The organism is Herpetosiphon llansteffanensis (assembly GCF_003205875.1).
Lineage (GTDB): Bacteria > Chloroflexota > Chloroflexia > Chloroflexales > Herpetosiphonaceae > Herpetosiphon > Herpetosiphon llansteffanensis.
The window spans coordinates 89,338-115,032 of record NZ_PUBZ01000169.1; the positions used below are offsets into that span (position 1 = coordinate 89,338).

At 51.3% G+C, this 25,695-nt stretch carries 19 protein-coding genes; 12 read left to right on the forward strand and 7 right to left on the reverse strand.

All coding sequences use genetic code 11. The features are described 5' to 3' along the window. Positions 1-184: 184 nt before the first annotated feature. The 5 genes from C5S61_RS26310 (at position 185) to C5S61_RS26335 (ending at position 5,701) form a co-directional block, all read left to right on the forward strand. Positions 185-1,099, forward strand: coding sequence for a DMT family transporter (locus C5S61_RS26310; RefSeq protein WP_110520520.1), 915 nt, complete (start codon positions 185-187; stop codon positions 1,097-1,099). Positions 1,100-1,163: 64 nt separating this feature from the next. Then, positions 1,164-2,255 carry a hypothetical protein gene (locus C5S61_RS26315; RefSeq protein WP_110520522.1) on the forward strand — a complete coding sequence of 364 codons (1,092 nt, stop codon included), beginning with the start codon at positions 1,164-1,166 and terminating at the stop codon, positions 2,253-2,255. An 87-nt stretch (positions 2,256-2,342) separates the two neighbouring features. After that, positions 2,343-3,437: an alpha-hydroxy acid oxidase gene (locus C5S61_RS26320; RefSeq protein WP_110520524.1), complete on the forward strand. Its 1,095-nt coding sequence runs from the start codon at positions 2,343-2,345 to the stop codon at positions 3,435-3,437. Positions 3,438-3,833: 396 nt separating this feature from the next. Then, positions 3,834-4,085 (forward strand): hypothetical protein, encoded by a 252-nt coding sequence (locus C5S61_RS26330; protein ID WP_054536823.1) that lies wholly within the window; start codon positions 3,834-3,836, stop codon positions 4,083-4,085. A 17-nt stretch (positions 4,086-4,102) separates the two neighbouring features. Further along, a complete protein-coding gene (locus tag C5S61_RS26335) occupies positions 4,103-5,701 on the forward strand; it encodes an ABC transporter ATP-binding protein (RefSeq protein ID WP_110520528.1) in 1,599 nt (532 codons plus the stop codon). A gap of 46 nt (positions 5,702-5,747) precedes the next feature. Here the strand turns inward: C5S61_RS26335 and C5S61_RS26340 are convergent, their stop codons facing one another. Then, complete coding sequence (locus tag C5S61_RS26340; protein ID WP_110520530.1) at positions 5,748-6,407, reverse strand: PspA/IM30 family protein; 660 nt, start codon at positions 6,405-6,407, stop codon at positions 5,748-5,750. A gap of 175 nt (positions 6,408-6,582) precedes the next feature. On the opposite strand from C5S61_RS26340, the gene C5S61_RS26345 reads away from it, so the two are divergent. The 7 genes from C5S61_RS26345 (at position 6,583) to C5S61_RS26375 (ending at position 12,800) form a co-directional block, all read left to right on the forward strand. Next, positions 6,583-7,332, forward strand: a complete 750-nt coding sequence (locus C5S61_RS26345; RefSeq protein ID WP_205701484.1) for a LysM peptidoglycan-binding domain-containing protein — start codon at positions 6,583-6,585, stop codon at positions 7,330-7,332. 350 nt (positions 7,333-7,682) lie between these two features. Continuing rightward, positions 7,683-8,789 carry a glycosyltransferase gene (locus C5S61_RS26350; RefSeq protein WP_110520532.1) on the forward strand — a complete coding sequence of 369 codons (1,107 nt, stop codon included), beginning with the start codon at positions 7,683-7,685 and terminating at the stop codon, positions 8,787-8,789. A 2-nt stretch (positions 8,790-8,791) separates the two neighbouring features. Continuing rightward, complete coding sequence (locus C5S61_RS26355; RefSeq protein ID WP_110520534.1) at positions 8,792-10,039, forward strand: serine/threonine protein kinase; 1,248 nt, start codon at positions 8,792-8,794, stop codon at positions 10,037-10,039. A gap of 9 nt (positions 10,040-10,048) precedes the next feature. Continuing rightward, positions 10,049-11,119, forward strand: coding sequence for a serine/threonine-protein kinase (locus C5S61_RS26360; RefSeq protein WP_110520536.1), 1,071 nt, complete (start codon positions 10,049-10,051; stop codon positions 11,117-11,119). A gap of 139 nt (positions 11,120-11,258) precedes the next feature. Beyond that, the gene (locus tag C5S61_RS26365) at positions 11,259-11,789 is read left to right on the forward strand and encodes a D-sedoheptulose-7-phosphate isomerase (RefSeq protein ID WP_439109064.1); all 531 of its coding nucleotides are present in this window, start codon (positions 11,259-11,261) and stop codon (positions 11,787-11,789) included. Positions 11,790-11,865: 76 nt separating this feature from the next. Then, positions 11,866-12,408: a D-glycero-beta-D-manno-heptose 1,7-bisphosphate 7-phosphatase gene (gene gmhB / locus C5S61_RS26370; protein ID WP_110520539.1), complete on the forward strand. Its 543-nt coding sequence runs from the start codon at positions 11,866-11,868 to the stop codon at positions 12,406-12,408. A 2-nt stretch (positions 12,409-12,410) separates the two neighbouring features. Beyond that, entirely contained in the window at positions 12,411-12,800 is a 390-nt protein-coding gene (locus C5S61_RS26375; RefSeq protein ID WP_205701485.1) for a YbjQ family protein, read from the forward strand. An 87-nt stretch (positions 12,801-12,887) separates the two neighbouring features. Here C5S61_RS26375 and rpoC read toward each other — a convergent pair whose 3' ends face one another. From rpoC to C5S61_RS26410, 6 genes are all read right to left on the reverse strand, one after another. After that, on the reverse strand, positions 12,888-17,519 hold the full coding sequence (rpoC, locus tag C5S61_RS26380) for a DNA-directed RNA polymerase subunit beta' (RefSeq protein ID WP_110520541.1): 4,632 nt from the start codon (positions 17,517-17,519) through the stop codon (positions 12,888-12,890). Positions 17,520-17,536: 17 nt separating this feature from the next. Continuing rightward, positions 17,537-18,232: a hypothetical protein gene (locus C5S61_RS26385; RefSeq protein WP_110520543.1), complete on the reverse strand. Its 696-nt coding sequence runs from the start codon at positions 18,230-18,232 to the stop codon at positions 17,537-17,539. Between the two features lie 77 nt (positions 18,233-18,309). Further along, positions 18,310-21,963, reverse strand: a complete 3,654-nt coding sequence (rpoB, locus tag C5S61_RS26390; protein WP_110520545.1) for a DNA-directed RNA polymerase subunit beta — start codon at positions 21,961-21,963, stop codon at positions 18,310-18,312. A 359-nt stretch (positions 21,964-22,322) separates the two neighbouring features. Further along, a complete protein-coding gene (locus C5S61_RS26395; RefSeq protein WP_110520547.1) occupies positions 22,323-23,249 on the reverse strand; it encodes a bifunctional riboflavin kinase/FAD synthetase in 927 nt (308 codons plus the stop codon). An 805-nt stretch (positions 23,250-24,054) separates the two neighbouring features. After that, complete coding sequence (locus tag C5S61_RS26405; protein WP_164689798.1) at positions 24,055-24,792, reverse strand: DUF4386 domain-containing protein; 738 nt, start codon at positions 24,790-24,792, stop codon at positions 24,055-24,057. A gap of 17 nt (positions 24,793-24,809) precedes the next feature. Further along, positions 24,810-25,661: a MerR family transcriptional regulator gene (locus tag C5S61_RS26410; RefSeq protein ID WP_164689799.1), complete on the reverse strand. Its 852-nt coding sequence runs from the start codon at positions 25,659-25,661 to the stop codon at positions 24,810-24,812. Between the last annotated feature and the right edge of the window lie 34 nt (positions 25,662-25,695).

Sequence of the window (25,695 nt, forward strand, 5' to 3'; positions counted from 1 at the left end):
CGAGGGGGAGCCGACCGTTGTGCACCAAGAATTGCGACAAGAACCACGACATTAAAGCCCCTCTCCCGCGCCACGGGAGAGGGGTTGGGGTGAGGGCATGCCCAAAATTCTTACAATCCTAATTTACTTAATCCCCGTGCTATACTTGGCCAATGCTGGCACTTAATTGAATAGGATCATGGCTATGCGCGCATTGTTTTTGGGCTTGTTGGCCTCGCTGTTTTTTGCCTCGACTTTTGTGCTCAATCGCTTGATGGAGTTGGCTGGCGGCCATTGGCTGTGGAGCGCGAGCCTGCGTTATCTGTTTATGCTGGTTCCGCTGGTGGCGATTGTGGCTTGGCGCGGCAAGTTGGGCTTGGTGCTGCGCGAGTTACGCCAACAACCTTGGCAATGGCTGTGGTGGAGCACGATTGGCTTTGGTTTGTTTTATGCGCCGCTCTGTTTTGCCGCCAAATACGCTCCTGCTTGGCTGGTTGCGAGCACATGGCAGATTACGATTATTGCGGGAGCGTTAGTTGCACCCTTGCTCCAAGCCAAATCAGCCCCCAACCAAGCAGCTTGGCATTGGCGTAGTTTGGCAATTTCGGGCTTGATTCTGGCGGGCGTGGCGGTGATTCAGTTGCAACATGCGGCCACGATTGGCTGGCGCGACGTGCTTTTGGGCTTTGTGCCTGTGGTGATTGCCGCTTTCGCCTATCCGCTTGGTAATCGAGCTATGATGCAGCTGTGTGGCCAACGCTTGGCAACCTTCGAACGCGTCTTGGGCATGACGATTGCCAGCTTGCCCTTTTGGCTTGTTTTAGCAGCCGTGGCGGCAAGCACGGTTGGTTGGCCAAGCTCAAGCCAAATTGGCCAATCGATGCTGGTTGCACTATTGGCGGGCGTGATTGCCACGGTGCTCTTTTTCAAAGCTACCGATTTGGCCCAGCATCACCAAGGCCAATTGGCGGCGGTTGAAGCAACCCAAGCTGGCGAAGTGGTCTTTGCCTTGGTTGGGGAAATTGTATTGTTGAACAGTCCTGCGCCAAGCGTCATGACCTTGCTTGGCATTGGCGTGATTATCATCGGCATGGTTTTGCACAGTTGGCTCAGCCACTAAAGCCATTTAACATCCATTTAGGCTTGCTATGCTGCTTCTATCACTATTTAGAAGGAGCAAGGCTATGCTACGTCGCTTAGTATGGATTGGAATACTGTTGCTGTTGGTTGGTTGCCAACAGCCACCACAGCAACTTGCCTGTTTTCGTCCGCTGATAACCACACCCACTACCCAACTGGCAACAGGCCAACGTTTGGTAATACTGGATCGGATTCTGGCGATTGAACCAGCGCCTACCAAGCCAATCACATTACAATTTGCCTTAGTCAATGATCCATTAACGCGCTTTAGTTTCAATTTCAATCAAAAAAATAACCACGTTAAGTTTGTCGATCTAGAAAACTTTTTTCATATCAAGCCTGTTGCAACGCTTGAATGCCAAGATACATTTGTGCCACAAAATTATTCATTTGTGTTAGAGATTATTTCCAACACCAAAACGTATACTCAACCATTTGATGTGAGCTACAAAGCTGATATTAATGACTTTAATTTTTATGATCTGCGATTTACTCAATCAATAAATGTGACATTAATAATGTTTGCTATTATTGCTATTGGATTGATATTTTTATTAATTATGTATAGTATAATTTGGATTACAATATTTAGAAATAAATTATATATCAAGAAATTAATAATAATTATTTTATTGATTAAGTTAGCTTTAGTAATATTTATCTTCCATATTGATTTTTATAATGTTAATCAAAAAACAACCCTTTATTGTTACTCCATGATTACGGTTGCTAATGAAAAATATCAACCATTAGGCGAAGGCATAAAAATGTTTCCAAATGCAATTCAAAGCCAAGATCCTGATCTTAATTTTTATCCTATGTATACCGACATCTCTGACGACGGGAATAACTATATGTATAATCCCTATCGATTTTACTTCAAACATATGCCAGTGCTAAGTTCTCTTCCCACCTATCCTAATTGTAATCGAGAATTTGATTTTACGTATATTGATATGTATCTTTTTAAACAAAATAATGAAGTTAGCACTATTCCAATTATAATCAAACCATTGTATAAAGATAATCTTGCTAATAATATTGGTTTTATTCGTGCCTATGATTTTGCCGGAGCAATGTTGACCTTATCAATCTTTTCAATTCCAATGCTGTGGTTTATCCGCTCGCAGCGCTGAGTCGTGGCAGACATTTGTCGCTGAAGCTTGCCGAGCCATCTGCTAAACTACGCCTACTGGATTATTGCAGGCTGCGAAAGGATCGCTATGAGCAAGCCGATTAATCTCCACGAGTATGAGCAACAGGCAATGGCGCTGTTGGAAGGCCCAACCTGCGATTATTATGCAGGCGGCTGCGAGGATGAAGTAACGCTACGGGCTAATCTGCAATCATTTGAGCAGGTGCGCTTGCGGCCCCGATTTTTGGTCGATGTGCGCGAGGTTTCGACTGCAACAACCCTGCTTGGCAAGCAGCTTGATTCGCCCATTCTCGTCGCGCCATCGGCTTATCATGGCTTGGCCCATGCCGAGGGCGAATGTGAAACTGCGCGCGGCGTGGCTCAGGCTGGCTCGTTATTCACCGTCAGCACCTTGGCCACTCGTTCGCTGGAAGAAGTGGCTGCTGCCGCCGAATGCCCGCTCTGGTTTCAATTGTATGTCTATCGCGATCGCAGCGTTTCCGAGCGCTTGATTGCTCGCGCTGAGGCCGCAGGCTACCAAGCTTTGATGCTGACGATTGATCGGCCTTGGCTTGGGCGACGTGAGCGCGAGTTGCGCAGCGGTTTTGGCGTGCCTGCCCATCTGAGCATGGCGAATTTTCGCGATGTGCCAGCCGCCCAAAATTATCGCCGCGCTGGCCCGAACGCCTTGCCCGACCCCAAAGCCGATATGTTTGATGCTGGCTTGACTTGGGAATCGATCGCATGGTTGCGCTCAGTTACCAGCTTGCCAATCATTGTCAAAGGCATTTTGACCGCTGAAGATGCAGGCTTGGCGGCGCAAGCAGGCGCGGCGGCGGTGGTGGTTTCAAATCATGGTGGCCGCCAAATTGATGGTACGGTGACCACACTCGAAGCCTTGCCCGAAGTTGCTGCCGCTTTAGCTGACAGCCCTTGCGAAATTTATATCGATGGCGGTATTCGGCGGGGCAGCGATGCGCTCAAAGCCTTGGCTCTCGGCGCGCGGGCAATCATGCTTGGGCGGCCTGTCTTGTGGGGCTTAGCGGTTGCTGGCAGCGCTGGGGTTGCCGATGTGCTGACGATTATGCAGCGCGAATTGCAACGCTCAATGGCGCTCTGTGGCCGCCCGAATTTAGCCAGCATCGATCGCAGCCTCGTCCGCCCAAGTGGGATGATATTCTAATAAAAGGATGAAGGATGAGGGATGAAGGATGAAGAACAGAGCGTTTGGGGATCAGGGGTCGGGGGCTGGGTATCAGGCTATGGGCTACAAAACAGTTCTTCGCGATCTTCGTGTCCTTCGCGGTTCCGTCCTTCGTGCTCTTCGTGCTCTTCGTGGATCAATCCGTTAACGCAGCGGCGCAGAGCATAGAGGGCTATAGGCTATGGGCTATCGGAACGATTTTGAGTATTCCCAGAATTTAGACCCAATAGCCAAAAGCCTGTAGCCTATAGCCAACAACCCTTCGTGTCCTTCGTGGCCTTCGCGGTTTCCGTCCTTCGTGCTCTTCGTGCGCTTCGTGGATCAAAGCCTGACCCCTCGCGCCCAATGGTATAATCAAGCTAGGAGGTCGTACCCATGAATGGATTTATGATTGGCTTGACCCTAACAATGATCGTTGGTGGCTTGATCCTGATTGTGGGGCCAATTTATTTGCGCCGTCGTTGGGATAACGAGACCCAGCGCAATTGGGAACACGACGAATTTGATCGTAAGGTCAAGCGCTATAACGACGATATTGCCAATCGTCAGCGCGATTACGATATTGTGAATGTGCTGAGTGGCCGCGAAACGCCAACCGTGGTTGATCGCTACCGTGATAAAGATTAAGCTGGATTAAGCGCTGCGTGATTGATTTTCAACAGGTACGCTATTTTTATCCCCAAGCCACAAGTGCAGCGCTTGATCGTTGTACGTTGCAGATCGCCGAAGGCGAATTTGTGCTGGTCTGTGGCGCGTCGGGTAGCGGCAAATCAAGTTTGCTGCGGGCAATTAATGGCCTGATTCCGCATTTTCATGGCGGCACATGGCAAGGCCAATTAACTGTTTGTGGCCGCGATACCCGCCACTATACGCCGCGCGATTTGGCCGAATACGTTGGCTTTGTTTTTCAAGACCCCGATGCCCAATTTGTGGTCGATATTGTCGAGGATGAATTGGCGTTTGCCATGGAAAATGCTGGCTTACCTCAAGCAACCATGCGCCGCCGTATTGAAGAAGCCCTCGATCAACTAGAAATTGCCCATTTGCGCCATCGCTCCTTGGCCAGCCTCTCTGGTGGCGAGCGCCAACGGGTCGCAATTGCCGCCGCATTAACCGTTCAGCCCCAAATTTTAGTGCTCGATGAACCAACCTCGCAGCTTGATCCCCATACTGCCGAAGAAGTGCTGACCGCTTTGCAAAAGCTCAACGCCGATTTGGGCCTCACGATTGTGCTTTCGGAGCATCGCTTAGAGCGCGTTGTACAATATGTCGATCGGATTGTGTGGATGCATGCTGGCAAGATTGCGCTTGCTGACGTGCCGCGCACTGTTCTGGCGCAGATGCCATTTGCCCCGCCGTTGGTCGAAGTTGCCCGCCATTTCAACTGGCAGCCATTGCCATTGACCATCAAGCAAGGCCGCGCTGCTGTGCGCCAACAGCCAATTAGTGCCCAACCAAAACTGCCGATAGCCCCAACCTTGGGTGCTGAATTATTGCGCGCCGAAGCCATCGATGCCAGCTATGCCGAGCAACCAGCCTTGCGGGCCGTCAATCTGCGCTTACGTGCTGGCGAGATTCTGGCGATTATGGGCCGCAATGGTTCTGGCAAAACCACCTTGCTACGACATTTGGTTGGCTTACAACAACCAACCAAAGGCCGCGTGTTGGTGCAGCAACAACCAATTGCCAATCGTGCGGTTGAGCAATTGGCCCAGCAGATTGGCTTTGTGCCGCAAAACCCCAGCGACATCTTGTTTCATCCCAGTTTAGAGCAAGAGCTGGCGTGGACGCTCAAAAATCATGGTCAGGCAATTGATCAACGCCACATTGAACAAACCTTGCAACACTTGAATTTGCTGCATCTGCGCGAGCGTCACCCGCGTGATCTTTCTGGTGGCGAGGCTCAACGGGCAGCATTTGCCGCAATTGTGGTCGCCAAGCCACAAATTCTCTTGCTCGATGAGCCAACCAGAGGCTTGGATTATGCAGCAAAACAACAGCTCGCTACCTTCCTGCAAGCCTTGGCCAGCGGACAGCATGGCATTATCGTCGTAACCCACGATGTCGAATTTGTGGCCTTGTGCGCTCAGCGAGTGGTTTTGTTGGGCGAGGGCGAAGTCGTGGTCGAGGGCACGCCGCAAGTTGTGTTGGGCGATTCGCTGCTGTTTTCAACCCAGGTGGGCAAATTATTTCCCAACTATGGCTGGCTGAGCGTTGGCGACGTGCTGGCTGGCACGCAATAAAAAAGCCCGCTATCTTCGTACAACAGCGGGCTGGGCAACCATTCAATTAGCTTTGATTCACTTTGGCCTTGAGCGCAGCCAATTCGGCTTCGAGCGAGGTTTCTTGCTCCAAATCGCGGAATTTATTTTCCAGCGAATTGCTCTCCAATTTGGCCATTGCCTCTGCTTTGTACAAGCGATCGTCGATCCGTTCTTCCATCGCGCCTAAACGATCGCCTAATTCGCCTGAGCCTTGCATATTTTGCAGTGCTCTGGTGGCGGCTTCTTGCGATGTGGCGCGGCTGGTTTTGGCTTTGATCAAATCGCGTTTTGCTCGTGCCTCACCAATTTGCTGTTCCAATCGGGCAATTGCAGTGCGAAAATCTTTAACTTGCGCGCTTTGGGTTTCCGATTGGGTTGCATATTCGCTGGCGGCGGCGCTATAGTGGCGCTTGCGTTCCAATGCCGAACGGGCCAACTGTTCGTCGTTGCGTTCGAGGGCATTGGTGGCTTTGCGTTCCCAATCATCAGCTTGTTTGCGATTTTCGTCGCGCTTTTGCTCCATGCGGGTTGCTTGGGCCATGGCCATGGCGGTTGCTCGTTTGGCCTCGCCATATTGAGCTTCAAGTTGGCGAATATATTCATCGGCCATAGTCACCGGGTTCTCTGCCCGATCAAACAAGGCGTGCAACCAAGCGCGTACAATTGTTTTGATGCGTGTCCACATTGTGTAATGCTCCTACTGACTACTGTTGCATAGTACGTGTCACTGCTCGGAATGTTGCTTAAGCATACCGTATCTGCAAGAGCAAATGCAAGGACGCACCATTGCATTGTGCTCGTTGGCATCTATAATGCTTATATATGCCTCAGTTACAATCGCTTGCTAAAGGAGTTGAACTATGGCCGACAAGGAAAAAAAAGGGTTTTTTGGTAATTTGGCTGATCAGATGAAGGATGCGATTGACCAAAGTCGCGAACGTGCTGAAGCCGAAGCTGAAGCTAAGCCCGCCGCTGCGCCAGGAAATGTAATTGGTCAAATCCGAGAGCGTTTGAACGATCTGCACGAGAAGCAGGAAGAAGCTGCTTCATCATCAGTCTCGGGTGCGATTGATGCGATTAAGCAAGCCCAAGAGGCGCGCGAAAAGGCCGATGCCCAAACCGCCGCTACCAGCAACGCGCTTGCTGAGGCAGTGCGCAAAGCCCAAGAAACTGCTAAGGCCGAAGAAGCCGCCAAAGCCGAGGCTGCTAAAGCTGAAGCAGCTAAGGCCGAAGAAGCCGCTAAAGCTGAAGCAGCAGCCAACGCTGAACAACGCTATACTGTCCAAGGTGGCGATACGTTGGGCAAAATCTCAGGCCGCTTCTATGGCGATCCAGCCCAATGGCGACGAATTTACGAGGCCAACAAGGCAATTATCGGCAATAACCCCGATGTGATCAGCGTCGGCCAAGAATTTGTTATTCCCGATGCTAGCACGCCACTGCCAGCCCAACGAACCTATACGGTACGTTCTGGCGATACCATGCGCGCCATTGCCCAACGCTTCTATGGCGATGAAATGCAGTGGAAACGCATTTATCAAGCCAATCGCGACCGCATCCCTAACCCCGATGTCATTCACGTTGGCCAAGAATTTATCATCCCCGAATAAACTTCAATTGCTGGGTGGATGCTGGTTTTTACTGGCATCCACGCTGTAAAAGAGCATAGAACATAGAGCATAAGGAGTGGCTATAGGCTACAGGCTCTTGGCTAGCGGAAGATCGGTGGGATTTCCCGCCAATCGTTCATCCAAAAGCCAAAAGCCCATCGCTTATAGCCATTCGTGTTCTGCGCCGCTACGTTAAATTTTTCGCCACGAATTGCACGAAGAATCATTTTTTAGCCACAGATTCCACAGATTTTTTGATTGTTGTTCCCATAGCCTATAGCCAACAGCCAATAGCCGCATCCTTTATAATTGCTGCTAGCGATTCTTTCAGTGCGAGCATACAAACAACGATGCGAATTCTTCATGTGTATAAAGATTATTTTCCGGTGCTTGGTGGGATGGAAAACCACATTCGGGTGGTTGCTGAGGGCTTGGCCGAGCGTGGCCATCAAGTCACGGTGGCGGTCAGCAATACCTACCCCAAAACCGAGATTGAGCGCCGCAATGGCGTGGCGGTGATCAAAGCAGCCCAATGGTTGCGCAAAGCCTCAACCCCAATTAGCCCAATGAGCCTGCCGCTTAGCTGGCGTGTGCCCGCTGATATTATCCATTTGCACCATCCCTTCCCGCCTGGCGATTTGCTGTATTGGCTGCGGCGGGGCAAGGCCAAATTGGTCATTACGTATCAGAGCGATATTGTGCGCCAGCGCCGTTTATTGCAACTCTATCGGCCATTGCTCACCCGCACCTTGAACGCTGCCGATCGCATTATTGCCGCTAGCCCGCAATATATTCAAACTTCGCCATGGCTTGCACCGCACGCTGCCAAATGTCGGGTTATTCCGCTGAGCGTCGATAGCGAGCGCTTTAATCAGCTTGATCATGCGGCAATTCAAGCCTTGCGCGCGCAGGTTGGCGCTCCCATGCTGCTGTTTGTTGGGCGTTTTCGCCACTACAAAGGTTTGCACTATCTGCTTGAAGCGCTGCCAAAAATTCCGCTTGCCAAGTTGGTTTTGGTTGGCATTGGCCCCGAAGAGCCACGGCTCCGCGATTTGGCGCAACGCTTAGGGATTAGCGAACGTATTGTATGGGCTGGCGAAGTCCCGGATGAAGCCTTACCAAATTACTATGCCGCTGCCGATGTATTTGTGCTACCATCCCATTTACGAGCAGAAGCATTTGGCATTGTGCAACTTGAAGCGTTGGCTGCTGGTATTCCAATCGTCAGCACGGAATTGGGCACAGGCACAAGCTTTGTCAACGCCCACGGCGAAACTGGCTTTGTCGTACCACCAGCCGATCCTGCGGCCCTTGCCCGTGCGATCAATGTGCTGTTGGAAAATCCAGCCTTGCGCGCGCAATTTGGGGCCAATGGCCGCCAACGAGCAAGCAGCACCTTCAGTCCGCAGCGCATGCTCGATCAGATTGAAGCACTCTATAACGAGATTGTGAGTTAGGTATGTTGTTACAAGCAGGAACCGAATTGTTGGGGCGCTACCATATCGTGCGGGCCATTGGTCAAGGCGGTATGAGCGCGGTCTATGCAGCCTTTGATCGCCAATTGAATACTCCTGTGGCGATCAAACACTTTCGCAATTCCGATCCTGCTTTGCATGCCAATCTCGACCGCGAAGCTCAGATTTTGGCGCGTTTGCAGCACCCCGCCTTGCCGCGCGTCTATGATATTCGCCGCGAAAACGACGATGCCTATTTGATTATGGATTTGATCGAGGGCGAAACGCTTGGCACGTTGCTGACCCAACGCGGCAGCGGCTTTGAGCCTGCAACCGTGGTGGCGTGGGCAGCAACCTTGGCCGAACCACTCAGCTACTTGCATCAGCAACAGCCGCCGGTGATTCACCGCGACATCAAGCCGCATAATGTGATGCGCACGCCCACCGGCAAGTTGATTTTGCTCGATTTTGGCTTAGCCAAGCAATGGTCAACTGGCCAGCAAAGCGTGATTGCCTACACCCTGCCCTATGCCTCGTTGGAGCAAATTCAAGGCACAAACACGCTCGATCAGCGCAGCGATGTGTATGGGTTTGGCGCAACGCTCTATCATTTGCTGACCAATCGCGAGCCAGTGGATGCCTTGACACGCGCCAGCGCTCAAATTTATGCCAACCCCGATCCCTTGCCGGTGCCAAGCAGTCTGAATAGTACGGTTAACTCAGCGCTGGATCGGGTGCTGCTGGATTGTTTGGCCTTGCGTGCCCACGAACGGCCTGCCAGCATTCGTGAGGTGGTGCGTTTGTTGCAAGCAGCACAAACCGCAACGGTCAGCGTGCCCATGGTTGCGGCCACGAGCGCTGGCCAGCCAACAATTCGGGTTGATGCTCAATTGCCTGATGGCGTAAGTTATGCGCCGCCACGGCGGATTGATCCTCGCCCAGCGCCTGCTTCAACTCCCGTAGCTCCGCCCCGCCCACGGCGCTCAATTTCGCGCTGGAGTGCTGCTGAGCAAATGAATCGTGCCCAATGGAGTATGCCCAACTATGAGCAGCTATATCAAGATAGGGCAGAGCCAAAGCCATTTAGCCCAATCAATAACCCACAGTGGATTATTGCCCGCGATGTAAGCAATAGGCGGATTAAATCGGCACTTGATGATGACGACGATGGAATTAGTCCAAGCCAAGTTGTGAATGTTATCTTCTTTCTGTTAATTATCATTGTTATAGGATCGTGTCCATTTTTGGGCTAGGGAGTAGTTATGAGTTTAGGAGTTGGTTCAACCTTGCTTGGGCGCTACCAAATTTTGCGCTTAATTGGCCAAGGTGGCATGGGCACGGTGTATGCAGCGTTTGATCAACAACTCAAACATCAGCTGGCAATTAAATATTTTCGCGGCCAGGATGCAGTTTTTCAAAGTAATTTGGAGCGCGAGGCCCAGTTGCTGGCGCGCTTGCGTCACCCAGCGTTGCCCCGCGTCTACGATTTGCAGCGGGTTGGTGATGCCGCTTTTTTAATCATGGATTTGATCGAGGGCGAGAATCTTGAAACACTTTTAGCCCACCGCAGTGCTGCTTTTGAGCCAGATGTGGTGCTGGCGTGGGCCAATGCACTTGCGCCGGCAATCAGCTATTTGCATCATCAAACGCCACCAGTGATTCACCGTGATATTAAGCCGCAAAACATTATTCGCACGCCAGAAGGCCAATTGATGTTGGTCGATTTTGGCTTGGCCAAACAATGGGCTTCCTCAAACCAAAGCGTCGTCGCCTACACCTTGGCCTACGCCGCCTTGGAGCAAATTCAAGCCACCAGCCCTGTCAGTCAGCGCAGCGATGTGTATAGTTTTGCTGCTACGCTCTATCATTTGCTCACCAATTGCGAGCCAGCAGATGCACTAACCCGCGCCAGCAGCTTGATCAATGGCCAGCCTGATCCGTTGCTGAGTGCTGATTTGTTGAATTCCGCAGTTTCGCCCAGCCTAGCAGCAGCATTACATAATGGATTGGCTTTAGCTGCGCACGAGCGGCCTGCCAGTATCGATCAATTAATGCGTCAATTGCAACAGGGCTACCAAAATCAAGTGCTGCTTAGCAGCGCAGGCCAACCAACAATTGTGCAGCGCCAAGCAGTGCAAACAATTGCCTTGCCAACTGCCACCAAGCCCGCTGTTTCGCCCCAGCAAATACTTCAGCCGCAAAGAGCACCACAGCAGATGACCTACCAAGAAACGACCGACATGGAAGATCCATTCACCCGTTTTATTGTTTTTGCTGCGGTTTTCATTGTGCTAGCCTTAGTCGCACTTTGCTTCTACGGACAATCATTCTAACAATCCTCTGCTTTGGCTGATCTGCGCTGGGCAAGGTTTTGTGGTATGCTTGGCGTATTTGAGCTTTAAAATCAAAGGAGTCGCAGCCGTGGCTGATTACAGCGCCTATATTGAAAAAAGTTTTCGTGAACATATTGCGATGGCTGAGCAGGTCTTGGCCGAACAATCAGCAACGATTAATGCCATGGCCAATGTGTTGATTGAATGCTATCAACAAGGCCATAAGGCTATTTTTTGTGGCAATGGTGGCAGTGCCGCTGATGCCCAACATCTTGCCGCCGAGTTTGTCGGGCGCTATTTGATCGACCGTCGCCCGATTCCGGCCTTGGCTTTGCACACCGATACCTCAACCTTAACCGCCGTCGGCAACGACTATGGCTACGATCAAGTCTTTTCGCGCCAAGTCCAAGCCCATATGAACCCAGGTGATGTGCTGGTTTGTTTGACCACCAGCGGCAACTCGGTTAACGTAATCAAGGCTGCCGAAGTGGCCCGTGAGTTGGGCAACCCGGTTTTGGCTTTGCTTGGTGGCGATGGCGGCAAGATTCTGCCATTGTGCGACCATGCCTTGGTTGTGCCCTTCAAATTGCCGTATCTGGTGCAAGAAATTTCGATGGTCGTTGGCCATTTATTATGCGACCTGACCGAGCAAGCCTTGTTTGCCAAATAACTGGCTTGATCGACGCAACGACGCAGCGATTGAATGATCGCTGCGTTTTTTAATTAAGTTTTTTAGGTGAGATTTAATGATGAGCCAAGCAGCTGTATTTATTGATCGTGATGGCACGATTAATGTTGAAGTTAATTATTTGCATCAGCCAGAACTGGTGCAACTTGAGCAAACGGTTGGACAAGCAATTGCCCGCTTGAATCAGGCTGGTTTTTTGGTTTTAGTGGTGACGAATCAATCGGGCATTGCTCGTGGCTACTATAGCGCTGAGGATATGCAGGCGGTGCATCGGCGGATTAGCGAACTGCTTCAGCCATTTAATGCGCATATCGATGGCTGGTATTACTGCCCGCATCATCCCGAGGTTACTGGCGAATGTGCCTGTCGCAAGCCCAATTTGGGCATGTTCGAGCAAGCCCAAGCCGAATTTGCGATCGATCTCAGCCGTTCGTGGATGATTGGCGATAAACTGCTCGATGTGCAAGCAGGCATTAATTTGGGCGTGCCTGCCATTATGGTGCAAACCGGCTATGGCGCACAGCATCAACACGATTTGCCAGCCCATGCTATGCTGGTAGCGAATCTTAATGCTGCGGTCGACCTGATTGTGCAGGAGTAAGTATGCAACCTCAATCACCCCAACCACCACAATTCCAACAACAACCAACCGTTCAAATCGTGCCGCCATGGATGATCTCGGCTACCTTCGATTTGCCAGGCTTTCGGGTTGTGCAAAATCGGGGGATTGTGCGGGGCATTGTGGTGCGCTCGCGTTCAGTCTTTGGCACGATTGGCGCTTCACTGCAAACTTTAGTCGGCGGTAACATTACCATTTGGTCGAAGCTCTGCGAGCAAGCACGGCTCGAAGCGTTTGAAATTATGTCATTGCATGCCGCCGAATTGGGTGCAAACGCGATTATTGCTATGCGCTACGATGCGACCGAAATTAGCGCTGGCGTAACCGAAGTGCTGGCCTATGGCAGCGCCGTCATCGTCGAACCAGTTCGCTAAATCTAATGGCTTGATAAAAATTATTGTACGCAAAACCCCCGTTGGAATAGCTCCAACGGGGGTTTGTTTTGGCTAGTTGGCTACGATTTAGACGTTTTCGTCGTCTTCGTCGGTGCCAAGCAGTTCGTTCAAGGTTGGTTTGCGACCTTCTTCTGCTTGCAAGCGGGCCATCGCTTGAGCAAACAAGTCATCCTTCGGCCCCTTGCCGCTATCAATGTTGGTGACAGCAGTTAAGGCTTCGTCGAATGAGCGTGGTGGCACTGGCTTGGGTTCGCTGGCGATTGCTGGCGCTGGCGTTGCTGCTGGCGTTTCGCGATCGGCTGGAGCGCTGGTGATTTGGGCAACCCGCAAGGCGGCTTCTTCGGCCAATTTGCGGCGCTGCTCCATACCCGTGCCTGCTGGGATGAGCTTGCCGATAACCACGTTTTCCTTCAAGCCACGCAGGTAGTCGATTTTGCCGTTGACGGCAGCTTCGGTCAATACGCGCGTGGTTTCTTGGAACGAGGCCGCCGACAAGAATGAGTCGGTCGACAACGAGGCCTTGGTAATCCCCAACAGCACTGGCACTGCCAACGCTGGATCGCCACCTTGGCTCACAATCGAAGCATTGATGCGATTAAGTTCGTGCAGTTCGACCAATTCGCCTGGCAACAGTTCAGTATCGCCTGGCTCCTCGATGCGTACCCGCCGCAACATTTGGCGCACAATCACTTCAATGTGTTTATCGTTGATCCCCACACCTTGCGAACGATAGACCTTTTGGGCTTCGTTGGTCAGGTATTCTTGCACTGCTTCGCGACCACGCAGTTGCAGCATTTCTTGTGGGTCCGACGAGCCTTCGGTCATTTGCTGGCCAACTTGGACCAAATCGCCATCTTTGACCCGCAAACGAGCGGCGTGAGCAATAACTTCTTCGTGTTCTTCGATGTCTTTGGCTTGAATTACCAAGCGATCATCGTCGACATAGACATTGCCTGCCAAGCCTGCGACCAATGGTGGGCGGCTGTCGCCGTCAACATTGCTTTCGGCCAAGAGGTTGCCAATTTCCACCGCATCGCCATTTTTGACGACCACGCGATAGTCTTTGGGCAACATTTGCTCGTCGGTATAAACTTCCTCAGAGACAATGCGCAAGCGCCGAATGCCTTCTTCTTCGCGCACAATCTGGACGCGGCCAGCAATTTGCGCCAGCACGGCTTTACCCTTGGGAATCCGCGCTTCGAAGATTTCTTGCACCCGTGGCAAACCTTGGGTGATGTCGGTATCGGTTGCAACACCACCGGTGTGGAACGTCCGCAACGTCAGCTGCGTCCCTGGCTCACCGATTGATTGAGCTGCGATAATCCCAACAGCTTCGCCAATTTCGACCATCTTGCCAGTGGCAAGGTTACGGCCATAGCACTTGCGACAAATGCCATAATCGGCGTTACAGGTCAAGACTGAACGAACATAGATGCCGAATTCAGCTTGGGCCTCTTTGTCGAGCGATTTCAGGACGTTGGCGATATGCTTGCCATCATCTTCTAAGATTTCGCTATCGGTATCGAAAATAATCTCGCCAGTCACCGGATTGGTGACCGGAGCCACCGTCACGCGACCAATGATGCGATCTTCGACCGAGGCCAAAATATCGCGGCTGACGCGAATCCACATGCCTTCGGTGGTGCCACAATCTTCGATTGTTACAATCACATCTTGGGCAACGTCAACCAAACGGCGGGTCAAATAGCCAGCGTCTGCTGTCCGCAATGCAGTATCAGCCAAACCTTTCCGGCCACCGTGAGTCGAGATGAAGTATTCGATAACGCTCAAACCTTCGCGGAAGTTGGCGGTAATCGGCAATTCGATAATCCGTCCGGTTGGGTCGGTGGTCAAGCCCCGCATCCCAGCCATCTGGCGAATTTGCTCGACGTTACCACGCGCCCCAGAAGTTGACATCATCGAGACCGGCCCGAATGGGTTCAACGAGCGTTGAACTTCAACCTTGATCTGGTTGGTTGCATCGAGCCATGCCGAAACCACTTCGCGATAGCGTTCGTCGTCGGTGATTAGCCCACGGCGCTGCATCTTTTCGATGTCTTGCACCTTCTTGTAGGTTTCTTGCACAATTGCATCTTTGGTATCGGGAACTTCTACGTCCGAAGCCGAGAAGGTCATCCCGCCCAAGGTTGCGTGCTTGAAGCCCAATGCCTTGATCCGGTCGGCTAAGCGCGCCGTTCGTTCTGAGGCATAGAAGCGCAACAACGATTCTTCCGAGGTCTCAGGGCCAAAGCGTTCAATTAATTCTTGATACACGTCAGCAATGATGTTCTCGCTTTGTGAGTGGAAGCGGTAACAGTCGGCGATCAAGGCTTTCAAGCCCGATTTGCCAACCAAGAAGTTGCGATAGTGCAATGGTGAGTGATAGCCGTTTTCGCCAGCTTTTGGCTCGCCTTGGTAGCGCAACGCATTGTTGAAGATGATCCGCCCAACGCTGGTCTCAATCAAGACCCGTGGGGTCACACCATCCAACGATGGCAATTCTTTATCGCGCAAATCGCTGCCTGGCAGAATGTAATCTTCGATCACAATCCAAACTGGCGCTTGAATATGCACGATGCCGTTGGTGTAGGCCAACAAGGCTTCGTCAATCGAACCAAAGCGCTTGCCGCCACCCTTGGCTCCAGGCCGAACTTGGGTCAGATAGAAACAACCCAACACGATGTCTTGCGATGGCGTAATAATTGGATCGCCAGTTGCAGGTGACAACAGGTTGTAGGTCGAGATCATGCGACGACGTGCTTCTTCTTGGGCCTTGCGCGACAATGGCACGTGCACAGCCATTTGGTCGCCGTCAAAGTCGGCGTTGAATGCGGCACATACCAAGGGGTGTAATTGAATCGCCGAGCCTTCGATCAGCTTGGCTTCAAAGGCTTGAATTGACAAACGGTGCAGCGAAGGCGCACGGTTGAGCAATACCAAGTAGTCTTTGATGACTTCTTCGAGCACATCCCACACTTCAGGCCGAACCCGCTCGACGAAGCGCTTGGCTGATTTGATGTTGTGGGCAAAGCCTTTATCGACCAAGCGGCGCATGACGAATGGCTTGAACAATTCCAAGGCCATTTTCTTGGGCAAACCACATTGGTGCAATTGCAGGGTTGGCCCAACCACAATCACCGAACGGCCAGAGTAGTCGACCCGCTTACCCAAAAGGTTTTGGCGGAAGCGACCTTGCTTGCCCTTGAGCATATCGCTCAAGCTCTTCAGGCGATGCTTGCCCTTGCCGCTGACTGGGCGGCCACGGCGACCGTTATCGATCAAGGCATCAACTGCTTCTTGCAACATCCGTTTTTCGTTGCGCACGATGATTTCAGGTGCGTTCAGCTCCATCAAGCGCTTGAGCCGGTTGTTGCGGTTGATCACCCGTCGATACAGGTCGTTCAAGTCGGAGGTCGCAAATCGACCACCATCAAGCTGCACCATCGGGCGCAAATCTGGTGGAATCACTGGCAACACGGTCATAATCATCCATTCAGGACGATTGCCGCTCTTGCGGAATGCTTCAACCACGCGCAGCCGTTTGGTGGCTTTCTTGCGGCGTTGGCCCGATGAGCTTTGGACTTCGGCTTGGGTTTGATTCGACAATTCGTCGAGGTCAACCATCGACACGATGTCGCGCACCGCGCCAGCACCCATATCGGCCTTGAAGGTGTAGGGCGCTAAATCACGCAGAATCCGATATTCGTTTTCCGAAATAATCCGGTGCAACTGAATATCATCCAAGCGATCAAGTTTGTCTTTTTCTTCTTTGTTGAGATCTTCAAGCTGCTTGATCAAGGCCGTGGTCAAACGCTCTTGTTCAGCATCAGCCACCGATTGGCGTTGATCCCGCTCGCCGTCTGCCAACAAACGCACGTTTTCGATTTCGTATTCGCGGCGTTGTTCAAGCTTTTCGCGCTCTTGATCGATCAACTGTTCGAGTTGTTCCAAGCTGCGCTCACGCACAGGCTCGTTTTCTTCGAGCAGCACCGTACCCCGATAGACAATATCTTCATCGGCTAATGCGTCGATGCCGATCAGTTCTTCGAGGTGTTCGCGCAATGCGTTGGCTTCGTCTTCGATTTCTTGACGTTGACGCGCAAATTGTTCATGCGTGCGTTCCAACGTGCCTTCCATGGCATTATCCATCGCCGCAAGGTCTTTGCTTAAACGGGTTGCCTTTTCGCCACGTTGTTCAAGGATTTTTTCTTCCAGATCTTTGCGCCGCACGCCAAAGTCGGTCTTCATTTGCTCACGTACATTGCCCAATGCCAGATCATCGACATCAGTGATAATATACGAGGCAAAATAAAGCACCCGCTCAAGGTTACGTGGCGAAATATCTAAAAGTAAACCCAACCGCGATGGTGTACCTTTGACAAACCAAATATGCGATACAGGCGATGCAAGTTTGATATGACCCATGCGATCGCGTCGCACTTTGGATCGCGTGACTTCTACGCCACATTTATCGCACACAATGCCCTTATAACGCACACGTTTGTACTTGCCACAATAACACTCCCAATCGCGCGTAGGCCCGAAGATTTTTTCACAGAACAAGCCATCACGTTCAGGACGAAGGGTTCTATAATTAATCGTCTCTGGTTTTGTTACTTCACCGTGTGACCAGCCCAGGATGTCTTCTGGTGAAGCGAGACTGATACGAATTGCATTGAATTCATTAATTTCGAGCATGCTTGAACGCTCCTCGGTTAAGGAAGATAGTTTGCAAAATGCAAGCGCATCTTCTCGGTAATTGTTCCCCGCTCAGGCGACTTCTTTGGTTGCCATTGCTCAAATTGCTGCGCGATAGCAGCTTTTCGTGCTAGCATTAGGCCATTATTGTTACGATACAGCCACATTGCTAAACACCTAGCACGAATTGTGCTCCACTTGATATAATAATTATTGCGATTAGCAATTAAATTCGGTGCTGGAATTCCAGTCAATGATTCGATGCGTTGAGTAAATCCACCTAAAAATAAGGTTGATCCCGAATAGAGATGCACGATTGGTCGATCTCCATTCCATCCAACAGTACCGTCGCCATCAATTACTCCACGAACAAAATCACTAAGATATTCATCTGGCACATCGGGCATCCCAATTGTGCGTGATTTGCGAGGAGTACCACCTAATGCTAATAAATCGATATACATTTCCTTACTGCAAAATTCAACAGTGAAAGTTTCACTATTTTGACTAACTTTGCGTAAATGATATTTAGTACCGATCGAATTAGCAAGTTGTTCTAAGTGATCAAGATCATTACTGGCCATCCTAATTTCATGAGCACCAGTATTTGTTTTGATCCTCATCATTCCATCGGCCCACCAATAGCCTAGAACATAGGCCATGGTTGGTGACCATGTGCGAAAGAAAGGATTGCTAGCGGCAGGTCGAGCCATGGTAGCACCGTGCGATGGCGAGGCGGTAGTTCACGTCATTGGGAACTACCGCGAGAGCAATGGATCGCAACCGAAGTTTAGAGTTCGCCTTTTTCCATCCCCGACAGGTTGATGCCGTCGAGTGAGATTAAGTCATCGGCTTCGCTATCGGTTAGCTCAACCGGGCGTTCATCAGCGGTCAACACATCGACCGACAGACCAAGCGATTGCAACTCTTTGATCAAGACCTTGAACGATTCTGGCACGCCGGCTTCGTTGATCGGATCGCCTTTGACGATCGCTTCATACGTTTTGACCCGACCAACCACGTCGTCGGACTTGACCGTGAGCATTTCTTGGAGAATGTAAGCAGCGCCATAAGCTTCGAGCGCCCAAACTTCCATTTCACCAAAGCGCTGACCGCCGAACTGCGCCTTACCGCCGAGTGGCTGTTGGGTCACCAAGCTGTAGGGGCCAGTTGAGCGAGCGTGGATCTTATCTTCCACCAAGTGCGCCAACTTGAGCATATATTTGTAGCCGACGGTCACCGGATTATCGAATTTCTCGCCGGTGCGACCATCGTAGAGATCGATCTTGGCATCGGATGGCAAGCCTGATTCTGCCAATGCTTTGACAATATCCTCATCGCGTGCGCCGTCGAAGACTGGCGTTGCAATGCGGAAGCCCAAGCGTGAAGCTGCCCAACCCAAGTGGGTTTCCAAAATCTGGCCGATGTTCATCCGGCTTGGCACAGCCAACGGATTCAAGACGATATCGACAGGTGTGCCATCTGGTAAGAATGGCATATCTTCAATTGGCAGCACGCGGCTGACCACGCCTTTGTTGCCGTGGCGACCGGCCATCTTATCGCCTGGGCTGATTTTGCGTTTTTGGCAGAGCATAACGCGCACGGTTTGGTTGACCCCGACTGGCATTTCAGTCGTTTCATCGCGGGTAAAGACCTTGACATCAATGACTTTACCTTTGACCCCGTTTGGTACGCGCAAGCTGCTATCTTTGACTTCGCGAGCCTTTTCGCCGAAGATTGCCCGCAAGAGCCGTTCTTCAGCGGTCAGGTCGGTTTCGCCCTTCGGTGTGATTTTGCCAACCAAAATATCATTTGGCTGTACATCAGCACCAACGTAGATAATCCCGCGTTCGTCCAAGTTTTTAAGGCTATCTTGGCCGACGTTTGGAATATCGCGGGTAATTTCTTCGGGGCCAAGTTTGGTATCGCGGGCTTCGACTTCATATTTTTCAATGTGAATCGAAGTGAAAATATCTTCGCGTACCAAGCGTTCGCTCACCAAAATAGCGTCTTCGAAGTTCCCACCTTCCCAAGGCATATAGGCCACGAGAATGTTTTGGCCAAGCGCAAGCTCGCCATTTTGGGTTGAAGAACTATCGGCGATAACCTCGCCAGCCCGAATTTTATCGCCAATAAAAACGCTTGGGCGTTGGTTGATACAGGTATCTTGGTTCGAGCGCAAGAACTTGAGCAATGGATAGGTTCGTTCGGTGCCATCGTTTTCGCGCACCAAAATGCGTTCGCTATTCGATGAAAGCACCACAGCATCGGCGCGGGCCACAACCACCTGACCGGAGTCGCGGGCGGCTTTGTGTTCCATACCAGTGCCGATAATTGGCGCGTCTGGGCGCAACAATGGCACAGCTTGGCGCTGCATGTTCGAACCCATCAAAGCGCGGTTTGCGTCGTCGTGTTCCAAGAACGGAATCAACGCGGTTGAAACGCTGACCACCTGCTTGGGCGAAACGTCCATATAATCGACCGAGGCGATTGGTGCTTGGACGAAATCTTCAGCGTGGCGGCATGAAACCGTTGGGTCGATAAAGCGATAGAGATTATCGAGCAAGGCATTTGCTTGCGCAATGATGAACTTATCTTCTTCGTCTGCTGGCAAGTAGTCGGTTTCATTGGTGACAACTGGGTGAATTTTGATTGCGCGCAAGGGCAAATCGGCAATTTTGGTTGCCAAAGCACGATCAATTTCCGTGCCAGTTTCAGCGATCAAATCGCCGGTAGCTGGGTTGACAATATCTTCGCGCAGCAATTGGCCATTCAGCACGCCAATGGCAATGATCTTAGCTAATTCCTCATCGACGCGAGCGCCAGCGCGGGCGATCAACTCGCCAGTGCTGAGGTGGCGCACATCGCGAGTCGTGATGCCGCGTTCAAGCCAGAGTGGCGTGTTATCGACTTCACGATACACGCGGCGATATGGCGTTTCGAGGAAGCCCATTTCGTTGACGCGGGCAAACGTCGACATCGTGCCGATCAGACCGATGTTTGGACCTTCAGGCGTTTCGACTGGGCAGATCCGGCCATAGTGCGAGTGGTGAACGTCGCGAACTTCGAAGCCAGCGCGATCGCGACTCAGACCACCAGGCCCAAGCGCTGAAAGCCGGCGTTTGTGGGTCAACTCAGCCAATGGATTGGTTTGATCCATGAACTGGGAAAGTTGCGAACCGCCGAAGAACTCGCGCATCGCAGCGACCACAGGCCGGATATTGATCAAGCCGTTGGGCGTTGCTGCTTCTGGTTCTTGCAACGACATGCGTTCTTTGATGACCCGTTCCATGCGCAACAAACCGACGCGGAATTGGGTTTGAATCAATTCGCCGACGGTGCGCACGCGGCGGTTGCCAAGGTGGTCAATATCGTCTGGGTTGCCAATCCCATTATTGAGATCGATCAAGCGCTCGACGATTTTGAACAAATCGGCTTTGCTGAGGACGCGCATGCTCAGGCTGGGAATTTCTTGGCCTTCGAAAAGGCGGCTTTTTTCCCAGAGATTGCGATTTAATTTATAGCGACCGACTTTGCCCAAGTCGTAGCGGCGCGAGTTGAACAGCAACGTTTCCAATAACGAGCGAGCGTTATCGACCGTTGCTGGGTCACCTGGGCGCAAGCGCTTGTACAATTCCATAATCGCTTCTTTGGCATTGGTTGATGGATCTTTATCCAAGGTTGAAGCGATATATTGGTGGTCGCGGTTAACATCGACATTGGCGAATAAGGCCATGACATCTTCGTTGAGGCCACATTGATCGAGTGGTTTCTCGCCGAACAAGCCCAGCACAGCGCGGATCAAGATTGTGACCGGCAACTTGCGTTTGCGGTCGACCTTGACGGAAAGCACATCGCGCTTATTGGTTTCGAACTCCAGCCAAGCACCACGATTGGGGATCAACTTGGCGCTATGGAGCGAACGACCGCTGGTTGGCTCTTTTTCTTCCTTGAAATACACGCCAGGCGAACGAATCAACTGCGACACAACAACCCGTTCTGCGCCGTTGATCACAAACGTCCCATTATTGGTCATCAGTGGGAAGTCACCAAGGAAAATATCGCTTTCCTTGATTTCGCCAGTCGTTTTGACCTTCAAACGCACGCGGACACGGAGTGGCGCGGCGTAGGTCATATCGCGTTCACGGCACTCAAATTCGTTATAGCGAGGTTCGCCGAACTCATAATCGCTAAACGAAAGCTCTAGGTTTTTGCCCGTGAAGTCGTCGATGGGATTAATTTCATCGAACAACTCACGAAGCCCTTCACGTTGAAACCAGCGAAACGAATCGATCTGGGTTTCGATCAACTTCGGTAATTCAATCGCATCGGTAATGCGAGCAAAACTCCGACGTGATGCGATCATCGCACGACCTTGGTCATCGCGGAAGATACTGGACGTGATCAGCGGTGGCAGGATAACAGTTGACTGAACTTGCGGCATCAGCTTCGCTCCCTAGCCCCGCAAAAGCACAAAATGCTCACATCCAAACACCCGTAGTCAAAAAGGCGACTTGTGGTTGTCCGGCTGCGAGTTTGACTGCTTTTGGCGGCAGCGCAACGAAAAATACGCCCAATGGCGTGGTATTGATATACATTCTTGGCGTGGATCGAAAGCCTCGTCCAAACACTACGAAAAGCTATTTTTGCAAAAGGAGATTATAGCACCAAGGTCGAGAGGTGTCAAGAGACAATACGAGGTTTAAACTTGCGGGCATTATACTCTTGCGCCCGAGAGAAGTCAACCCCTTTTTTTAGAAATTCGCACATATGTTTTGAATGCTGCAAAAAGGGGTTGCTCAGTTAGTGCTGTTCGAGCCATTCACGGGCAAATTGCGCGTCGCGGCCAATTTGGGCTACTAGTTGTTCGATGCCAGCAAATTTTTGTTCGCCGCGAATATGCTGCAAAAAGCTGATTCGCAATGAGCGGCCATAAATATCTTCGTTGAAATCAAAAAGATGGGCTTCGACCGCGCGCCCAAGCACACCAAAGGTTGGCCGAACTCCAATGTTGGTCACCGCGCCAAAACTGCGCCGATCATCAAGCAATTGCACCTTGCAGACGTATACACCATCGGCGGGCAACATGTGGTTGCTGGCAATTTGCACATTGGCTGTGGGAAAGCCAATTTTGCGCCCGCGCTGGTCGCCTGGCACAACCGTGCCTTGTAAGCTAAAAGGTCGCCCAAGGTAGTGATTGGCGGTTCGCACATCGCCAGCGGCTAAACATGTGCGAATTGCGGTCGAGCTAACAATTTCATCATCAAGTGTCCAATAGGGAATTGGCTCAATCGTAAAACCCAGCTCTTGCCCTAAATTCTGCAACACGGGCATTGTGCCAGCGCCACGATGGCCAAGCTTAAAATCTGGCCCAACCCATAATTCGCGCACAGGAATATGATTCAACAACAGTTGTAAAAAATCCTTGGGGCTGAGTTGCGAGGTGGCCTGATTAAACGGCAGAACGGCCAAAAGATCGATGCCGAGATCTTGCATTAATGCTGCGCGCTCGTTGATGGTGGTCAAATAGCGAATTTCACGCTCGGGCCGCAAAACCTCATCGGGATGCGGATCAAACGTCAGCACCGCACTATGGCAATCAAGCTGGCTGGCGCGTTCAACCAAGCGGCGCAGAATGTGTTGATGGGCTTGATGAACACCATCAAACTTTCCAATCGTTAAGAGCGTCGGAGTTTTATAGTGCACGCTGGCAAGTTCAGCAAAATGCATGGCCTAGTTCCAATTCATAAAGTTGCCAATATCGCTTCAAAAGATACCATTGTCATTGGTAAATAGCAAAGAATGAACGAGGGGCAGTGATGAAGGATGAGGGATGAAGGATGAGGGATGAGGGATGAAATGCCAAAGTCAAAAATCAAAAGTCAGAAGCTGGGGGGCAGGAGCGGGCGATCGGTCGCCCCTTCTTGCCCGATAGCCAACAGCCCCAGCACAAGAAGTTGGGCTAAAAATATTTTTCGTGCAATTCGTGGCGAAACAATTGAGGCTATGGGCTATGGGCTATCGGAATTAATAATCCTAAAAATCTGTGCCAATCTGTGGCTAAAAATTCATGGCTATGGGCTTTTGGCTAGCGGAACATTATTCGTGGAATTCGTGGAATTCGTGGCTAAAAACGATCTTCGCGGTTTCTGTCCTTCATGCGCTTCGTGGATCAATCATTCAACGCAGAGGCGCAGAGCGTTGATAAGGATGAAGGATGAGGGATGAGGGATGAAGGGGCGAGGGTTCAGGGGTTAGGCTTTGGGCTATAGAGCATACAATCAAAAGTCAGAAGTCAAAAGTCAAAAGAGCCTAGAACAGAGGGATTGGGGATTAGGCTTTGGGCTATGGAAAAATAAATCTGCGCTAATCTGTGCCAATCTGTGGCCAAAAAACATAGCTTCGCAGTTCTAATCCTTCGTGATCTTCGCGCGCTTCGTGGTTCCGATCCTTCGTGTCCTTTGTGCTCTTGGTGGATCAATTCCCGATCCCTAGACCCTGATCCCTGACCCCTAGCTGACCCCTGACCCCTAGATCAAACTTCAACCTTTGGTTGATAGCGCAACAGCAAGCCACCAAGCGTAATCAACCAAATTTGCCACAAACTGTTGCTGATCATCAACATTGGCCCAGCGCTGAGATTGTAGACCTCGATCAGCGGAATGAGCACGCTGCTGGCAACTACCAGCCCACTATAGCCAAACCAGCGCGGCAATTGGCGTTGCCGAAGAATGCTCAACGATACGCCTGCTGTCCACAAACCAGCAAAAAAAGCTACGCCAATTTGTTCGCCAATGCCGCCAGCGTAGTTATTGAAACTGGTATACAACAACTCGATGCTCGCGCGCAGATTGGGATCGCTGGTGGCACTATATTGTTCGGCCAAACTGGGCATTAGCAAGAGCCAACGCCCAATGCCAAGCAATTTGGCAAAGCCTGCCAAGATGCCAAAGCCGGCGCTTACCCGCAGCAAGCCGCTTTCACTGCCCAAGATATGCCAAAGCAACAAGGCAATTGGAATCAGCATGGTCGCCGAGAGAAAGTAGGCTGTGTAGCCCAAGGCAACTGCCGAGCGTTCCTGCAGAATTAATGGCAAGGCTTGGGCGGCAGGGTTATCGAGGCTGGCTGGCCAATCGATGGCGCTGCCAAGCACCAAAAATGTCAGCATAAAGATCAAAAATTGGCCAAAGAGCAGGCCTGCTGCCCAGCGATACGTGCTGGTTACGCTGCGCTCGGTTTGGTTGATGGATGCGTAGCTGTTGCTGGCGATCATAGTCATTCCTTTCAGGTTTAAGTTGGTTGGGCGATTGGTAATTGCAGTTCGATAATTGCTGGCTCGCGAATGCTGCCCTGTGGATCGTGGGCTGGCCCAGAGCGATGAAACTCACGCAGCGGCCCAATAATCTGATAGTTGTGCAAGGCCACCCAGCCAAGCAGCGCCAAAACAGCGGCGTGAATTTCGCGAAAACTGCCTTCAAAAGCCAGCGTTGCCGCTCGTTCGAGGCTGGGCAGGGTTTGGAATGTGATATTGCTATCGTTGAGTTGAGGCAGTTTGGTATCGGCCAATGTCACCGCTACCTCAATTGGCACATTGGTTTCGGCAAACTCCTGATTGTGGTAAGTGGTAATTTCTTGCTCAAGGATTGGGATGCGCTGCGCATGCAATTCTTGGTAGAGCGTTGTATACAGCTGATGGCAGTAGTAGCCCATTTGATCGATGCTTGGCACAACCGCTTGCATGCTGGCTATTGGCTGGGCAGCGGTCGATTTGAGCATCATTGCATAGGGCCATGGCTGCTGCTCATGGTCGATTTGGGCTAAGCGGGCGCTGACTTCGGCCAATTGGGCTTGTTTTTTGGCCAATTCAGTGGTTAAACGGGCTTCTTGGAGGCGCAACATACCGCGCAATTGATCAGCCGAAAGATCATCATGGTTCAATAATTCGCTAATGTGTTGTAGACTGAGGCCCAAGCCATTGAGCGCAACAATTCGATGCAGCCGTGGCAATTGTTCAACCGTGTAATAGCGATAGCCCGTCCACTGATCGATTTGGCTTGGAATGAGCAGACCCAATTTGTCGTAATGGCGCAGCATGCGCACCGAAACTTGGGCCAAACGAGAAAATTCACCAATTTTGAACATCGCAACCATCCTTGTGTAACTCTGCTGTTGATGC

What these genes read in the sequence shown, in the direction of transcription:
- C5S61_RS26405 (WP_164689798.1), bottom strand. Translation starts at nt 24,792, where the DNA reads ATGATCGCCAGCAACAGCTACGCATCCATCAACCAAACCGAGCGCAGC.
- C5S61_RS26360 (WP_110520536.1), top strand. Translation starts at nt 10,049, where the DNA reads ATGAGTTTAGGAGTTGGTTCAACCTTGCTTGGGCGCTACCAAATTTTG.
- C5S61_RS26395 (WP_110520547.1), bottom strand. Translation starts at nt 23,249, where the DNA reads ATGCATTTTGCTGAACTTGCCAGCGTGCACTATAAAACTCCGACGCTC.
- C5S61_RS26345 (WP_205701484.1), top strand. Translation starts at nt 6,583, where the DNA reads ATGGCCGACAAGGAAAAAAAAGGGTTTTTTGGTAATTTGGCTGATCAG.
- rpoC (WP_110520541.1), bottom strand. Translation starts at nt 17,519, where the DNA reads ATGCTCGAAATTAATGAATTCAATGCAATTCGTATCAGTCTCGCTTCA.
- C5S61_RS26375 (WP_205701485.1), top strand. Translation starts at nt 12,411, where the DNA reads ATGCAACCTCAATCACCCCAACCACCACAATTCCAACAACAACCAACC.
- C5S61_RS26355 (WP_110520534.1), top strand. Translation starts at nt 8,792, where the DNA reads ATGTTGTTACAAGCAGGAACCGAATTGTTGGGGCGCTACCATATCGTG.
- C5S61_RS26410 (WP_164689799.1), bottom strand. Translation starts at nt 25,661, where the DNA reads ATGTTCAAAATTGGTGAATTTTCTCGTTTGGCCCAAGTTTCGGTGCGC.
- gmhB (WP_110520539.1), top strand. Translation starts at nt 11,866, where the DNA reads ATGATGAGCCAAGCAGCTGTATTTATTGATCGTGATGGCACGATTAAT.
- C5S61_RS26315 (WP_110520522.1), top strand. Translation starts at nt 1,164, where the DNA reads ATGCTACGTCGCTTAGTATGGATTGGAATACTGTTGCTGTTGGTTGGT.
- C5S61_RS26350 (WP_110520532.1), top strand. Translation starts at nt 7,683, where the DNA reads ATGCGAATTCTTCATGTGTATAAAGATTATTTTCCGGTGCTTGGTGGG.
- C5S61_RS26330 (WP_054536823.1), top strand. Translation starts at nt 3,834, where the DNA reads ATGAATGGATTTATGATTGGCTTGACCCTAACAATGATCGTTGGTGGC.
- rpoB (WP_110520545.1), bottom strand. Translation starts at nt 21,963, where the DNA reads ATGCCGCAAGTTCAGTCAACTGTTATCCTGCCACCGCTGATCACGTCC.
- C5S61_RS26365 (WP_439109064.1), top strand. Translation starts at nt 11,259, where the DNA reads ATGGCTGAGCAGGTCTTGGCCGAACAATCAGCAACGATTAATGCCATG.
- C5S61_RS26340 (WP_110520530.1), bottom strand. Translation starts at nt 6,407, where the DNA reads ATGTGGACACGCATCAAAACAATTGTACGCGCTTGGTTGCACGCCTTG.
- C5S61_RS26320 (WP_110520524.1), top strand. Translation starts at nt 2,343, where the DNA reads ATGAGCAAGCCGATTAATCTCCACGAGTATGAGCAACAGGCAATGGCG.
- C5S61_RS26385 (WP_110520543.1), bottom strand. Translation starts at nt 18,232, where the DNA reads ATGGCTCGACCTGCCGCTAGCAATCCTTTCTTTCGCACATGGTCACCA.
- C5S61_RS26310 (WP_110520520.1), top strand. Translation starts at nt 185, where the DNA reads ATGCGCGCATTGTTTTTGGGCTTGTTGGCCTCGCTGTTTTTTGCCTCG.